Genomic DNA, 15,202 nt, shown 5'->3' on the forward strand with positions numbered 1-15,202 from the left:
CCCTGCCTTCGCTTCGCAGGTTCGAGGCCGCCCCGGCACCCCGCGGGAAGCTAGGACTCGCAATCATGGCCCGACCGTGTCTATAATTGACTGGTCAATCAAAAGCCCCGCTCAAGAGGGTGCATGATCCACAACCGTTAACAGGGATAAATCCGAATGAACCGCACCATCGCCTTGGCGGCCTCTGCCGCCGCAACGCTTTTCGCAGCCCCCGCCCTCGCGCAGGAGGAATGCGGCGAGATTTCCATCACCGAAATGAACTGGGCGTCGGCCTCGGTCGTCACGCAAGTCGCGAACTTCATCTTGACGCAAGGCTATGGCTGCGACGTGTCGGTCATCCCCTCCTCGACCAACCCGGCGCTGACCTCCGTCGCCGAGACCGGCGAGCCTGATGTTCTGACCGAGCTCTGGACCAATTCCGCACCCGCCTATGCGCGGCTCCGCGACGAAGGCAAGCTCGTAAAGCTCGCGGACGTCCTCTCCGATGGCGGTGTCGAGGGCTGGTGGGTTCCGAACTACCTCGTGGAAGAGAACCCCGAACTCGCCACGATCGAGGGCGTGCTGGCGAACCCGGAGCTTCTGGGCGGACGTCTGCACCAGTGCCCTGATGGCTGGGCCTGCAAATCCGTCAATGCGAGCCTCGCCGAGGCGGCGGGCCTTGAGGAGGCCGGTTTCGAGATCTTCGTGCATGGCTCGGGCGAGACGCTCGCGACGTCCATCGCCTCGGCTTATGAGAGCCAAGACCCCTGGCTCGGCTATTACTGGTCGCCGACCTCGGTACTGGGCCAGTATCCGATGACGATGATCGACATGGGCGGCACCGATATGGAGGCGCATGAGTGCAACGCGCAGGAAGATTGCGCCGACCCGCAGCTGTCGAACTATCCCTCCTCCGAGGTGCTGACCGCCGTCACCGCCGATTTCGTGGAGCGCGAGCCGGCCGCCTCCGAGTTCCTGTCCAAGATGAGCTTCACCAACGCGCAGATGAACGAGGTTCTGGCCTGGATGGAAGAGAACGCGGCCTCCTCCGAGGAAGGCGCGGTCTACTTCCTGACGAGCTTCCAGGACAACTGGACCGGCTGGCTGAGCGACGGCGCACGCGAGAACCTGCAATCGGTCCTCGCCTCGCAATGAGGCAAAGCGGCGGGCGTGTCTCAGGGCGCGCCTGCCCCGCCCCGTGCCGGAGCCTTGCAATGCGTCCGGCGATCGGGGTCAAATGAAAGGAAGTGGCGGGCCGCGACGTTGCGCCTGCCGATCTTGCGATCACGCGATGGGTCCGGTCACAAGGACCCGGCAAAGAAAAGACAGGGGAAAGGATCGCCATGGCGACCTATGATTGGATATTCGACGGTCTCGGACTTCGGGGCTGGTGTGACGGGGACGGCTCCGGGAGCGGAGCCCCGATGTCGATGTCGGACCTGATGAACCAGGCTTCGGGAGAGCAGCCGGACGTCTCGGTCTGGGAGACGCCCTTTCCCTCGATGGACGCGCTGAACGATGCCTGCGATGCCTTTCCGCAATCGCGCGAGGTGACCAAGGGGCTCGAGCGGGGCTTTCTCGACGTCAAGGACGCGCTCTCGACGGTGCTCGACCCGATCACCCAGCCCCTGAGCTGGGCGCTCGAATACGCGCTCTGGGCGTTCCAGGGTGTGCCGTGGTGGATCATGATCCCGCTCCTGGCGCTTCTCATCAAGGTCGTCAGCCGCTCCTGGGGCCTCGCGGCCTTCGTCGCGGGCTCCTTCGCGGCGCTCGCCTTCATCGATTATTACGATTACACGATGCAGACGCTGGCGGTGATCTTCGTCTGCGCGCTGATCTGCGTCGCCCTCGGCGTGCCCATCGGCATCGCCATGTCGCGATCCGACAAGCTCCAGCAAGCGATGATCCCGGTCTTGGACATGCTGCAGACGCTGCCGCCCTTCGTGTATCTGATCCCGCTGATCTTCCTCTTCTCGGTGACCGAACCCAAGCTCTACGGCATCGCGATCATTCTCTATGCCATCGTGCCGGTGATCCGCCTGACCAATCTCGGCATCCGGCTCGTAGACAAGGAGGTGATCGAGGCCGCGGACGCCTTCGGCATGACCAAGCGTCAGAAACTCTACGGCGTGCAGATCCCGCTCGCGCTGCCGAACATCATGGCCGGCGTGAACCAGACCATCATGATGAGCCTCGCGATGGTGGTGATCGCCTCGCTCGTCTCGGCCCCGGGCCTCGGCGTTCTTGTCCTCCGCGGCATCCGCAATCTCGAGCTTGGCGTCGGGCTGATCTCGGGTCTCGGCATCGTGCTGCTCGCGGTCATCCTCGACCGCTCCACCAAGGCGGCGCTGGCGCGCGTCAACGCCGCGCAGAAGCATTAAGGAGGGCGCGACATGGCCGATCCAAAGATTTCCATCCGCAATCTCTACAAGATCTTCGGCAGCGACTCGCAGATGGCGCTGAAGCACGCGAAGGAAGGCATGCACAAGACCGAGCTGTTGGAGCAGCACCGGCATGTCCTCGGTCTGCGCGACATCAACGTCGATATGCAGGCGGGCGAGATCACCGTCATCATGGGCCTTTCGGGCTCGGGCAAGTCGACGCTGATCCGGCATCTCAACCGGCTGATCGACCCCACGGACGGCGAGGTCTGGGTCGAGGATTCGAACATCATGACCTATTCGGATGCGCGGCTGCGCGAGATGCGGCGCAAGAAGATGTCGATGGTGTTCCAGAAGTTCGCCCTCCTGCCCCACCGCACGGTGCTCGAGAACGCGGCAACCCCGATGATTGTCGACGGGGCCAAGCGCGCCGACTGGGAAAAGGAGGCGACCCGCTGGCTCGACCGCGTCGGGCTCGAGGGACAGGGGCCGCAATATCCCCACCAGCTGTCGGGCGGTATGCAGCAGCGGGTGGGCATCGCCCGGGCGCTGACCTCTAATTCGGACATCATGCTGATGGACGAAGCCTTCTCGGCGCTCGATCCGCTCATCCGCACCGACATGCAGGATCTCTTGATCGAGCTGCAGCGCGAGTTGCAGAAGACCGTGGTCTTCATCACCCACGATCTCGACGAGGCGCTGAAGCTCGCCGATCACTTGGTGATCCTCAAGGATGGCGAGGTCGTCCAACAGGGCGAGCCGCAGCATATCCTGATGAACCCGAACGATCCCTACATCGTGGACTTCATCTCCGACATCAACCGCGCCCGCGTTCTGCGCGCCCGGACGGTGATGAAGAAAACCTCGGAGAACCCGGGCGACACCTCCGGCGAAGTGGACGGCAACGACACGCTTGAAAGCGTCATCGCCAAATCGCGCGGCAATGCGGACCTGTCCTACCGCGTCATGCAGGACGGCAAGCAGACCGGCATTTTGACCATGCGCGACGTCGTCACCGCCCTCGTGCCGACCGAGGCGGCCGAGGACGGCATGCGGAAAGCGTCGTAACTCCCTACCCGCGCGCTGGCTCCGGCTCAGGCGCGCGGGAAGTAATCGTGCCGGATCATGTAGTCGAACATCTGCATCATGGAGAGCCCGAGCGGGCGGTATTCGAGCCCGAGCTTCTCGCGGCTCTTGGAATTGTCCGCACGGAACGGCACGTCGACATTGCGCTTGACGTAGCCGCGTTCGAGCCCCGCCTTGGGCGCGATCAGCCAGACGAGCCATTTCGGCGCGGCGCGCGTCGGTATCGGGTAACTCTCGCCGTAGCTCGGCACCAGTTCCTGCGACACCGAGAAGAGATCGGTGTCGTGCCCGCTCGTGATGTGACGCCCCTGAGCGTCCGGCAGGAAGCCGGCGGCGATATGCGCCTCGGCCACGTCGCGCACATCGACGACACCGATGCCGAGACGCGGCGCGCCTTGCTTGAATTCGCCGTTCCCGATCCGCGCGACGATGGAGAAGCTCTCGGAACTCGGCTTGCCGCCGATCGCGGGACCGACCACGAGGCTCGGATTGATCGTCACGAGCCGCCACTGGCCCTGATTGTTGGCGATGCGCCATGCCTCGCGCTCCGCGACGGTCTTGGAGTAATTGTAGGGCTGGTAGTCGAGCGAGGCAGTCTCGTTCCAGACATCCTCGGTCAGCCGGCCGCCCGGCGCATCCTGGCATTCGGTGTTGTCGCTGTAGATCGCGGCACAGGAGGATGTGACGACGACCCGACGCACGGTTTCGGTCTTGCTGGCCTCGCTGAGAACGTTGCGCGTGCCGTTCAGCGCCGGGTCGACCAGATCCTTCTGCGGATCGTCGTAGTCCGAGGTGAAGGGCGAGGCGGTGTGAAAGACGACGCCGCATCCTGCCATCGCCTCGGCATAAGAGCCCTCTTCCAGAAGATCGGCCTCGAAATAGCGGATCGTGCCCGGCGCGTCCTCAGCGATTGCGTCGAGATGGCGGGTCTTGTCGGGGTTCCTGGCGTTGCGGATCGGGGCATGCACGGTCGCGCCCGCATCGAGAAGGCGCTTCACGATCCAGCCTGCCACATAGCCGGTCGCGCCGGTCACGAGAATGGGGGTATCGGTGTCGATCTCGGGTCTCGGCATGGCGTATCCTATGAAAATCGTTTGTCTTTGATGCGGGAAAAGCGCGCAAACCGGCCGCCCGGTTCCCCGTCTGAACGCGCACCTTGCCGTGACCTTGCGTTCCGCGCGCGCGAAGGTGAGCGCGCCGTCATGGCGTTTATGGGACGGGATGTTATCCTTCCGCCAAGTGATGAGGAGAGGTGCATCGCATGAAACTCACCGTGAACGGCACGTCGCACGAGGTGGATGTCGAGGAAGACATGCCGCTTCTCTGGGTTCTGCGGGACGAGCTCGGCTACAAGGGCGTCAAATACGGCTGCGGCATTGCGCAATGCGGCGCCTGCACGGTGCATCTCGATGGTGTCGCGACGCGGTCCTGCCAGATCCCGGCGGGCTCGGCGGAGGGCGCGGAGGTTCTGACCATCGAAGGGCTCGGCCAGCCGGATGCCCTTCACGCGCTTCAGGCCGCCTGGATCGAGCACCAGGTCGCGCAATGCGGCTACTGCCAGTCGGGCCAGATCATGCAGGCCGCCGATCTTCTCTCGCAGGTGGCGGATCCGACGGATCAGGACATCGACGACGCGATGGGCGGCAATCTCTGTCGCTGCGGCACCTATCCACGCATCCGCGCCGCCATTCGCAGCGCCGCGCAGGCGATGAAGGAGGTCTGAGATGAGCCGTATCGGAACCATCGCCCGCCGCACCTTCCTCGTGGGCAGCGTTGCCGTCGTCGGCGGGGCGGCCTTCGGCGTCTATGCCGCGCGAAAGCCCCACCCCAACCCGCTACAGACCGGCGAGGGCGAAGCCGCGATTACGCCGTATGTTCGGATCGATGGCGACGGGGTCACGCTCATCACGCCGCGCGCCGATAGCGGTCAGGGGGTCTACCACGTGCAGGCCGCGCTCATCGCCGAAGAGCTCGACGTCGATCTGGACGCGATCGCCATCGATCCCGGCCCGCCCGCGCCCGCCTATTGGAACACCGCGCTTGGCGCGGAGGCCGCCGAATTCATGGTGCCCGCGCAAGGGGCGATGCACAACGCGACCGAAGGGGTCGTGACCGCCGCGATGAAGCTGATGGGGATGCAGATCACCGGCGGCTCGACCTCGGTGCCGGACGGGTTCGACAAGCTGCGCGCCGCAGGCGCCTCCGCCCGGGAGACGCTGAAATCGGCAGCCGCCGCGCGGTCGGGCGTGGATGTGACGCTGCTCGAGACCGAAAGCGGACACGTGATCCTGCCCGATGGCAGCCGCATCGCCTACAAGGATCTCGCGCCCGAGCTGGCCGAGACCCCGGTCGTGCAGGACGTGCCGCTGCGTGCACCGGAGGATTGGCGCTATATCGGCAAGCCCATGCAGCGGCTCGATATCGTCGCGAAATCGACCGGTACGCAGACTTACGGGATCGATGTCGAGGTCGAGGGCATGGTCCACGCGACGGTGCTTCTCAATCCCGCCCAAGGCGGCGATCTGGGGGACTGGGACGCGGCCGAGGCGCTGACCATGCGCGGCGTCACCGACATCGTGCCGATCACCGGCGGGCTCGGCATCGTGGCGGACAACACCTGGCGCGCTTTCAAGGCGGCGCGGGCGATTTCCGCCGAATGGGGCGCACCAGACTTTCCGGCGGAGCAAGAGGGCCACTGGGCCGCGCTCGAGGCTGCCTTCACCGAAGAGGCCCGCGACAGCCGCAAGCGCGATGATGGCGATGTCGAGGCCGCGCTGGCCGAAGGCGAGGTCATCGAAGCCGAATACCGCGCGCCTTACCTCGCGCATGCGCCGCTTGAGCCGCTCTCGGCCATCGTGCGCGTGAACGCCGACAGCGCCGAGGTCTGGACCGGCACGCAGATCCCCCGCTTCCTGCAGAACAACGTGGCGCGGATCGCCGGTATCGACGCGGAGAACGTGATCGTCCACGCGCAGATGATGGGGGGCTCCTTCGGCCACCGGCTCGAAGACGAGGTGGTGAAGCACGCGGCCGAGATCGCGGTGCAGATGCCCGGCGTGCCGGTCAAGCTTACCTATTCGCGCGAGGAGGACATGATCCACGACTATCCCCGCGCCATCGCGATGGGCCGGATGCGCGGGCGCGTGTCGGAGGGCCGCGTCGAGGCGCTGGACCTGTCGATCGCGCAGCCTTCGGTGATGTCCTCGCAGATGGGACGACAGGGGCTCTCGGCACCGGGGCCGGACAGCCAGATCGTTGCGGGCGCGTTCGAGCAGCCCTTCGCCCTGCCCCATCAGCGCGTGACGGGTTACCGGGCGACGGGCCTTGCGCCGGTGTCCTCCTGGCGGTCGGTCGGCGCGTCGTCGAACGGGTTCTTCTACAATTGCGCGCTCGACGAGCTCATCCATGCTGCCGCGGCCGATCCCCTGGAGGAGCGGCTGCGGCTCGTTTCGGATCCGCTGGCGCGCGCGGCGCTCGAGGCCGTGGGCGAGATGTCGGGCTGGTCGGGGCCGACGCCCGAGGCGGGGCTCGGCCGCGGCATCGCACTCACCCGGTCCTTCGGCGTGCATTGCGCGCAGGTGGTCGAGGTCCGGGATACCGAAGCGGGGCTCCGTATTGCACGGGTGTGGGTGGCCGCGGAAGTCGGCCGCATCGTCGATCCGGTGAACTTCGAGAATCTCGTCCAGGGCGGCGTGATCTGGGGCCTCGGGCACGCGATGAACTCCGAGATCACCTATTCGGGCGGCGTCGCGCAGCCCGACAATTTCCACGACCATGCGGGGATGCGGATCTGGCAGGCCCCCGAGATCGAGGTTCGGGGGCTCGAGAACGGCGATGCGGTCCGGGGCATCGGCGAGCCGCCGGTGCCGCCGGCCGCCCCGGCGCTTGCCGGCGCGATCTTCGCCGCGACCGGCACGCGCCTCCGGGAGATGCCGTTCAACAGATCCGTGACATTCGCCTGACGGGGAACGCCGGGGGCGCTGCCCCCGGACCCCCGGAGTATTTTCGGCCAGATCATGGGCAAGGCGCGCATCGCTCCAGCCCATTGCACCCCGGCGCGTCATGCGGTTGTCTTGTGCCAACAGGCACATCGGCAGACACGGGAGGCGCCGCATGACCCATATTCTCGCCATCGACCAGGGCACGACCTCGAGCCGGGCGATCCTGTTCGACGAGACGCTTAAGATCACGGCCATCGCGCAGGAGGAGTTCGACCAGCATTACCCCGCGAGCGGCTGGGTCGAGCACGAGGCCTCCGACCTTTGGACGACGACCGCCGCAACGTGCCGGGGCGTGATCGAGAAAGCGGAGATCGGCGCGGGCGATATTGCCGCGATCGGGATCACCAACCAGCGCGAGACGACCGTGGTCTGGGACGCCGAGACAGGCCACGCGGTCCACCGCGCCATCGTCTGGCAGGACCGCCGCACCTCCGCGCTCTGCCAGGAATTGAAGGCCGCGGGCCACGAGGAGATGGTCACGGACCGCACGGGACTGCTGCTCGATCCCTATTTCTCGTCGACCAAGCTGAAGGTGATCCTGGATGAGGTCGATCCGGACCGCTCGAAGGCGCGGGCGGGCAAACTCCTGTTCGGAACAGTCGACACGTTCCTCATCTGGAAGCTCACGGGCGGCAAGGTCCACGCGACGGATGCGACCAATGCCTGCCGGACGATGCTGTATGATACGTTCAAGGGCCGCTGGTCCTCCTCGATCTGCGAGCTTCTCGATATCCCGATGGAGATGCTACCCGAGGTCCGAGACAGCGCCGGCGATTTCGGCGTGACACGGTCGGATCTCTTCGGGCGCGAGATCCCGATCCTCGGCGTGGCGGGGGATCAGCAGGCAGCGACGATCGGTCAGGCCTGTTTCAAGCCCGGCATGCTGAAATCGACCTATGGGACGGGGTGTTTCGCACTGTTGAACACGGGCGATACGCCGGTCCGGTCGGAAAACCGGCTTCTGACGACAGTGGCCTACCAGCTGAACGGCAAGCCGACCTACGCGCTCGAAGGATCGATCTTCATCGCGGGCGCCGTGGTTCAATGGCTGCGTGACGGGCTCAAGATCATCCGCGAGGCAAAAGAGACCCAGCCTTTGGCCGAACGCGCGGACGACGCGCAGAACGTCGTGCTCGTCCCCGCTTTCACGGGCCTCGGCGCACCCTACTGGAACGCCGAATGCCGTGGCGCGATCTTCGGCCTGACGCGAAATTCGGGCCCCGAGGAATTCGCGCGTGCCGCGCTCGAGAGCGTTGGCTACCAGACCCGCGATCTTCTCGATGCGATGCGCGCGGACTGGCAGGGGGAGAACGCCGCCGACACCCTGCGCGTCGATGGCGGAATGAGCGCGTCCGACTGGGCGATGCAGTTCCTCGCCGACATCATCGGCGCGAATGTGGACCGCCCGGATGTGCTCGAGACGACGGCGATGGGCGCTGCGTGGCTTGCAGGAATGCAGGCCGGGATCTACCCGGACCAGCAAGGCTTTGCGGATATGTGGCAGCTCGACCGGAAATTCGAACCAGCGATGGACAAGACGCGGCGGGAAGAGAAATACGCCGCCTGGCAACGCGCAGTGGCGGCGGCTCAGGGGTTTTGATCGGGCGCGCAGAATAGCTCGGCGCCTCTCCGCCTCCGGCTCAGCGCGCTCTTGCCGATATGAGGCCGCGCGGTCATGCTTCGGCAAAAGCTTCGAAGCAGGAGGCAGAGCAGAATGACACGACTGACACGACGCGGTTTCACATCCCTCGCCGCGATGGCGGCCCTATCGGCATGCGGCGGCGTGCCTGCCGGCGGCGGATCGGGGCCAGCCCCCGCCCCGGATCCGAGCCTCCGTCCGGTTCCGAATGCGGGCTACGATCAGTGGGTCGCGGCGTTCCGGAGCCGCGCGGCGTCGCGCGGGATTTCGAACACCACGCTCGACACTGCCTTCCGCAGCGCGGGCTTCCTGCCCGGCGTGGTGGAGCGCGATCGCAACCAGACCGAGTTCAAACGAAGCTTCGAGGATTACCTCAACATCGTCGCGGGCGAAGCACGCGTCACCACGGGCCGGGAGAAGTTTCGCCAGTTCGGCGGCATCTTGTCCGAGATCGCGAACCGCTACGGCGTGCCGCCCGAGATCACCTGCGCCATCTGGGGCGTCGAGAGCCGCTTCGGCGCGCGGCGCGGCGATATCTCGGTCATCTCGGCCACCTCCACCCTCGCCTATGATGGCCGGCGGGGCGATTTCTTCGAAGCGCAGCTTCTGGCGGCCCTGCGGATTCTCGAGCGCGGCGATACGAGCGCGAGCCAGCTACAGGGGTCCTGGGCAGGCGCGATGGGGCATACGCAGTTCATTCCCACGACTTACCAAGCCCATGCGGTCGATTTCCGTGGCGACGGGCGGCGCGACATCTGGTCGGAAGATCCGACCGACGCGCTGGCCTCGGCGGCGGCCTACCTGTCGGACAGCGGCTGGCGGCGCGGCGTGCCCTGGGGTCTTGAGGTCAACGCACCAAGCGGTCTGCCAGTCGGGCGCGGCACGCGCCGGTCGGTCTCGAGCTGGGCCTCCTCGGGGGTCACGCCTGCGCGCGGGGGCAGCCTGCCCGCGCTCGGCGACGCAGCGCTTCTGCGGCCCGATGGCAGCACAGGCCCGGCCTTCCTCGTATCGCGGAATTTCGAGGTGATCCTGCGCTACAACAACTCGGAGAATTACGCGCTCGGCGTGGGATACCTCGCCTCGCGGATCGCGGGCGGACCGCCGCTCTCGGCGTCGTTTGGTCCCGACAGGTACGGTCTGACGGTCGAGGACCGCCGACTGCTGCAAGAGCGTTTGACGGCGCGCGGATTCGATACAGGCGGAACCGATGGCGTGATCGGTCCCAATACGATCGAGGCGATCGAGGCTTACCAGGCGAGCGCCGGCCTTGCCGTGACAGGAGAGCCGTCGCAGGCCCTGCTCAACACGCTCCGCTAAGCGTCGAGTGGCACCACGCGAAAGCCATCCGCCGTTTCCCTGAGGCGGATGGCGCGACACGGCGTCCTGGCCTTCAGACAGCCGATATGCGGCGCGAGCCCGGCTGCCTCGGCGGGAAGTCGTGTCGCCATGGCAAGCGCGCGGGACAGCGGCACATCGCACTGCCGCACAAGCACGGTGACAGCCCGCGCCATATCGAGGTCGGCACCCGCGAGCGTGCCATCCTCAAGACGCAGTTCTCCGTCCCGGCGCAGAATTTTCCGGCCATTGAGCGTGAAGTGGTCCAGTGTGGTGCCGGCCACCGCCATCGCATCCGTTACGAGAAAGATCTTTGGGGACGCAGCCAGCGCAACGCGCATCACATCGGGCGCGACGTGAACGCTATCCGCGATCAGCCCCGCCCATGCTTGGGACGCGAGCGCTGCGCCGACAAGACCCGGTGCGCGCGACTGCATCTGGCTCATGGCGTTGAACAAATGCGTGACGCCACGCGCACCGGCAGCAAATGCATGCTCACCGGTCCCGGCATCGCACGCGCTGTGGCCGAGCGAGACATAGATCCCGGCCTCGGCGAGCCGCGCGATCTGATCGGGCGTCACGGTCTCGGGCGCGACAGTGACCTTGAGGCAGCCGACCCGCGCTTTCGCCTCGATGAGAGCAGCGAGATCCGCAGTCTCCATCGGCCGGATCAGCTCGGGCGCATGCGCGCCGTGCTTCGCGGCGGAAAGGTGGGGGCCTTCGAGATGAAGACCCTCGATGCCGGTCATAGCGCGGGTTCGGGCCTCGGCGACAGCGTCGATGGCGGCTGCGGTAATCTCAGGCCTGTCGGTGATGAGCGTGGGCAGCAGCGACCCTGTGCCGAGCGCGATATGGGCCTCTGCGATGCGCTGAAGGGTCTCCACGCTCGGATCATCGTTGAAGAGCACACCGCCGCCGCCATTGACCTGCAGATCGACGAATGCCGGGGCGAGGATATCGCCGGCGAGATCTATCGGATGCCCCTCAGCGCCTTCGATTATAAAATAATCTTCGATAGTTATCGGCCAATTCTCATGCAGGACATGACCATCGAAGACCCGGCCGCCATGATAGGTTACGCGTTCCATGTCACCCCCGAGATCCAACGCTGTGCGAGAGAGAGCGCTCCGTCGAGGGGCGTGCCCACAGGCTCGATGACGCGGTGGCGCGCACGCTCCGGTAGCCGCGATGCGAGATACGGGCCGAGCCCGCCCGTCAGGCATATCGGGGCGTCTTGAGACAAGCCAATTTCCTTTGCCACATCATATAGTTGCTCTGCGGAATTGATGAGAATTCCGTCAGCAGCAGGATCATTGGCCGCAGCTTCCGTCACGAGCCGCGCCAGAGCGGCGACCTCTTCGGTCGACGCACCGGCTGCAAAGTGAATAACCGCCGCGCGATCACCGATCCGCTCTCGGATCGCGCGACTCAACCACCCCTCGGCTGCACGGCACTCGAAGACCGCCATCGTGTGCCGGAGCGCCGCGCGTCCGACCTCGAAGGCGGACCCGTCATCGCCAAGGCGCGCGCCCCATCCGCCGGCGAAGCGAAGAGTGCCGTTATCGCGTACGGCGACGAAAGAGCCCGTGCCGGAATGAAGGACGCAGCCATTCCCCGGACCGAGCGCACCTTCAACCGCGCAAAACCGGTCTTCTGCGACCTTCACATGCGTCAGCGGCAGCGCGGCTTCAGCCTCACGTGCGAGCGCATCCGAGACGACGCCGGCGAGTCCGCAATAGGTCGGAACGTCTGTCAGCGCGCGTCCGGCCTTGCCTGACAGAAGGTCAAGACCACCCCACAATACATTGATACCGCGTCTAAAATCGCTCGAAAGATTGCATGGTCCGACCTCAAGCTCGATACGCTCACCAGCCTCGAGCAGCGCGAGCCGGCATCTTGTGCCGCCGCCGTCTATACCGATGACCGGCGCATGTTCTGACCACATCGAAAGCCTCGTGGATCGGATCGCTGATTCGCTTGGGCGTTGACACAAAACGCGAACGCACGTAGAACAAAGCGGAACGGGTGAAGGAAATCATCTCATGTTGACCAAGAAACAACTCGATCTTCTCGACTTCATCAACCGCCGCGTGCAGCGCGATGGCGTACCCCCGAGTTTCGACGAAATGAAGGAGGCGCTCGACCTGCGGTCGAAGTCCGGCATTCACCGCCTGATCACGGCGCTGGAGGAGCGTGGCTTCATCCGGCGGCTGGCCCACCGGGCCCGCGCGATCGAGATCGTGAAGCTGCCCGAGAGCCTTGGCGGTCTCGCCAGCGGCTTCCAGCCAAAGGTGATCGATGGCGACCGCCCCGACAGCAAGCCGCTGGCCGCACAACCCATCGAAACGGCACACGCGACCGAGCTGCCGCTCATGGGCCGGATCGCCGCAGGTCAGCCCATCGAGGCGATCAACGATGCGCCTCCGGGAATCGCGGTGCCGGGTCAGATGTTGTCTGGGTCGGGCAAGCATTACGCGCTCGAGGTCAAGGGCGACTCGATGATCGAGGCGGGGATCAACGATGGCGACGTCGTGGTGATCCGCGAGACGAGCGATGCACAGAACGGCGATATCGTGGTCGCTCAGGTCGAAGGCTACGAGGCGACGCTGAAGCGCTTCAAGCGCAAGGATGACATGATCATCCTCGAAGCCGCGAACCCCGCCTACGAGCCGCGCGTACTGCCGAAAGGATCGGTCAGCGTGCAAGGACGGCTGGTCGGGCTGATCCGCACCTATTGACGGGCAGCGTGACCGGACGGGCGATCCGGCCCGATCCGGTCCGCCCATATCCGGCGGCCGGTCTGGTCCGCGACGGTTCGGATCAGGAAGCCCTGCCCGCGGCGGGCCACCGCGACAGCACCGGTAGCGGCGAGTTCCTCCGGGCCGAAGGCCAGGCAAGGCAAGTCCGGAGGTAGCGTGTAGCGGCTGACGACGATCTCTTGGTCGCTGCACCCGCCGAACGCGGCCTCCCCTTTCTTGTCGGCGATGTGGATCACGGCGGTCTCTTGCGGCCAGCGCGTGGCGGCCTGCACCTGATCCGCCGGATCGCCATCGTTCTCGAGCCAGAGGCCTGCCGCGAAACCCGCCCCGCGCTCTCGCGACAGCGCCCGCCCCAGTACCGTCATCTCGCCGACAAGAGCGCCGTTTGCATCGATCAAGAGCCAAGGCCGCTCCGTCTGCCACCACAGGAGCCCCGCAAGGACGGCTGGTCCGAGCGCGACGAGGCGCCCGCGCCCCGCGACAAGGACCGCGATGAGACCGGCCAGAGCGACGAGGGGCAGAACCGCGCCCGACGGCGCGACGACCTTTCCCACCGCGCCCGGCAGCGCGGCCGCCCAGTCCGCGACCCCGAGGATCCAGTCGAGACCGAGGCGCATCACCCAGAGCGGCAAAGCCTCGAGGCCGAACGGCATGAGCGCTAGTGCGGTCAAGCCGGCGGGCATGACCAGCGCGCCCATGAGCGGCACGGCAAGAAGGTTGGCCAGCAATCCGTAGTGAGCAACCTGATTGAAATGCGCCATCGCGAAGGGAGCTGTGGCCGCTCCCGCGACAGCGGAGGAGATCACAACCGCCGCCGCGCCGCGCAGCAAAGGCGGCAAGCGCCGCTCCATCCCGGTATCGCGCCAGAGAGCGAACGCCGCGACCAGTGCCGTGGTGGCTGCGAAGGACATCTGGAAACCGGGCGATAGCAGCGCTTCGGGCCGCAGGAGGAGCACCACCAGCCCCGCAAGCGCGACCGAGCGCAGGGACAGCGCGCGCCGGTCCGCAAGAACGGCGAGCAGCATCACCGCGACCATGACGAACGCCCGCTCCGTCGCGACATTCCCGCCCGACAGCGCAAGATATCCCGCCCCCGCCAGAAGCGCGCCCCCGGCGGCGATCTTCTTCACGGGCCAGACCAGCCCCAAACCCGGCAAGAGAACGAGCGCAAGTCGCAGAGCGGCGAAGACGATGCCGGTCACCAGCCCCATATGTAGACCGGAGATCGCCAGGAGATGCGCGAGGTTGGACGCGCGCAGCGCCTCCGTGGTGCCTGCTTCGATCGCGCTTCGGTCGCCTGACAGGAGCGCCGCTGCCACCGCACCCGAGGTCTCGGGCATGGCGGCCCGAACGCGGTTGGAAATCGCGTGGCGCAGGCGAGCGATGCGGAAGCTGCCGGGCTCCGCCGGGGCGAGCGTGAGCGCCGGGCTACGGGTGTAGCCGACACCGCCAATTCCCAGAAACCAGGCGTGCCGACGGAAATCGAATCCACCCGGCTCGACGGGCCCGTTCGGTGCGGAGAGGTGCCCCGTGAGGATAACAAGACTACCGGGCTTTGGGTCGATCCAGCGTTGATCGCCGTGAAGAGAGATCCGCACACGTCGCGGCACGGCCTCTCGCGGCATCCAGGGCAAGGCCACGCGGTCGAGCGTAAGACGCATCTTGTCGGAGGCGGAGCGGTCGATCCCGACGACCCGGCCTTCCACCGGACCGTAATACCGCCCTTCGATCAGCGGCCCCGCGACGAGATGCGCGCGCGCACCGGCGACCGAGAGGCCGAAGAGCGGTAAGGACATCGCCAGCGCCAAGACGGCGAGGACCGGCGGGACACGTGAGGCGGTGACGAGGCCCAAGGCCCCGAGACAGGCCGCCGCGACCAGAACCGGGATCGGCGGTTCGACACGTAAGGCGAAGTAGAGCCCGATCCCTGAGGCGAAAGCCACCACAGCCCAAGGAAAAAGCGCGCCAGTCTGTCGCCCGAGCCAGGCCTCCAGCCGCGCCTCGATACGGGCCATGCTTGTC

At 66.2% G+C, this 15,202-nt stretch carries 12 protein-coding genes; 8 read left to right on the forward strand and 4 right to left on the reverse strand.

The genetic code is table 11. The features are described from left to right. Window positions 1-156 precede the first annotated feature (156 nt). The 3 genes from FIU91_RS11595 (at window position 157) to FIU91_RS11605 (ending at window position 3,428) form a co-directional block, all read left to right on the forward strand. Window positions 157-1,134, forward strand: coding sequence for an ABC transporter substrate-binding protein (locus FIU91_RS11595; protein ID WP_152462565.1), 978 nt, complete (start codon window positions 157-159; stop codon window positions 1,132-1,134). A gap of 188 nt (window positions 1,135-1,322) precedes the next feature. Further along, window positions 1,323-2,360: a proline/glycine betaine ABC transporter permease gene (locus tag FIU91_RS11600; protein WP_093010122.1), complete on the forward strand. Its 1,038-nt coding sequence runs from the start codon at window positions 1,323-1,325 to the stop codon at window positions 2,358-2,360. 12 nt (window positions 2,361-2,372) lie between these two features. Further along, window positions 2,373-3,428, forward strand: coding sequence for a glycine betaine/L-proline ABC transporter ATP-binding protein (locus FIU91_RS11605; protein ID WP_152462566.1), 1,056 nt, complete (start codon window positions 2,373-2,375; stop codon window positions 3,426-3,428). Window positions 3,429-3,454: 26 nt separating this feature from the next. On the opposite strand, the gene FIU91_RS11610 is transcribed toward FIU91_RS11605, so the two are convergent. Then, window positions 3,455-4,519 carry an NAD-dependent epimerase/dehydratase family protein gene (locus FIU91_RS11610; protein WP_152462567.1) on the reverse strand — a complete coding sequence of 355 codons (1,065 nt, stop codon included), beginning with the start codon at window positions 4,517-4,519 and terminating at the stop codon, window positions 3,455-3,457. Between the two features lie 188 nt (window positions 4,520-4,707). On the opposite strand from FIU91_RS11610, the gene FIU91_RS11615 reads away from it, so the two are divergent. From FIU91_RS11615 to FIU91_RS11630, 4 genes are all read left to right on the forward strand, one after another. Continuing rightward, window positions 4,708-5,169 (forward strand): (2Fe-2S)-binding protein, encoded by a 462-nt coding sequence (locus FIU91_RS11615; RefSeq protein WP_093010002.1) that lies wholly within the window; start codon window positions 4,708-4,710, stop codon window positions 5,167-5,169. Between the two features lies 1 nt (window position 5,170). Next, window positions 5,171-7,408 carry a xanthine dehydrogenase family protein molybdopterin-binding subunit gene (locus FIU91_RS11620; protein ID WP_152462568.1) on the forward strand — a complete coding sequence of 746 codons (2,238 nt, stop codon included), beginning with the start codon at window positions 5,171-5,173 and terminating at the stop codon, window positions 7,406-7,408. A gap of 151 nt (window positions 7,409-7,559) precedes the next feature. Continuing rightward, window positions 7,560-9,047, forward strand: a complete 1,488-nt coding sequence (gene glpK / locus FIU91_RS11625; protein ID WP_152462569.1) for a glycerol kinase GlpK — start codon at window positions 7,560-7,562, stop codon at window positions 9,045-9,047. Between the two features lie 114 nt (window positions 9,048-9,161). Beyond that, a complete protein-coding gene (locus tag FIU91_RS11630; protein ID WP_152462570.1) occupies window positions 9,162-10,403 on the forward strand; it encodes a lytic murein transglycosylase in 1,242 nt (413 codons plus the stop codon). On the opposite strand, the gene nagA is transcribed toward FIU91_RS11630, so the two are convergent. Together nagA and FIU91_RS11640 are read right to left on the reverse strand one after the other, a co-directional pair. Further along, window positions 10,400-11,509, reverse strand: a complete 1,110-nt coding sequence (nagA, locus tag FIU91_RS11635; RefSeq protein WP_152462571.1) for an N-acetylglucosamine-6-phosphate deacetylase — start codon at window positions 11,507-11,509, stop codon at window positions 10,400-10,402. The genes FIU91_RS11630 and nagA overlap by 4 nt on opposite strands. Then, window positions 11,497-12,366, reverse strand: coding sequence for a BadF/BadG/BcrA/BcrD ATPase family protein (locus tag FIU91_RS11640; RefSeq protein WP_152462572.1), 870 nt, complete (start codon window positions 12,364-12,366; stop codon window positions 11,497-11,499). Before FIU91_RS11640 ends, nagA begins: the two co-directional genes overlap by 13 nt. Window positions 12,367-12,463: 97 nt before the next feature. Between FIU91_RS11640 and lexA the strand changes: the two genes are divergently transcribed. Then, a complete protein-coding gene (gene lexA / locus FIU91_RS11645) occupies window positions 12,464-13,159 on the forward strand; it encodes a transcriptional repressor LexA (RefSeq protein WP_093010007.1) in 696 nt (231 codons plus the stop codon). On the opposite strand, the gene FIU91_RS11650 is transcribed toward lexA, so the two are convergent. Then, window positions 13,153-15,195 carry a ComEC/Rec2 family competence protein gene (locus tag FIU91_RS11650; protein ID WP_152462573.1) on the reverse strand — a complete coding sequence of 681 codons (2,043 nt, stop codon included), beginning with the start codon at window positions 15,193-15,195 and terminating at the stop codon, window positions 13,153-13,155. The two genes, lexA and FIU91_RS11650, sit on opposite strands and share 7 nt — an antisense overlap. Window positions 15,196-15,202: the final 7 nt, after the last annotated feature.

Origin of the sequence: Roseivivax sp. THAF30 (assembly GCF_009363575.1) — a bacterium.
GTDB classification, from domain to species: Bacteria; Pseudomonadota; Alphaproteobacteria; order Rhodobacterales; family Rhodobacteraceae; genus Roseivivax; species Roseivivax halotolerans.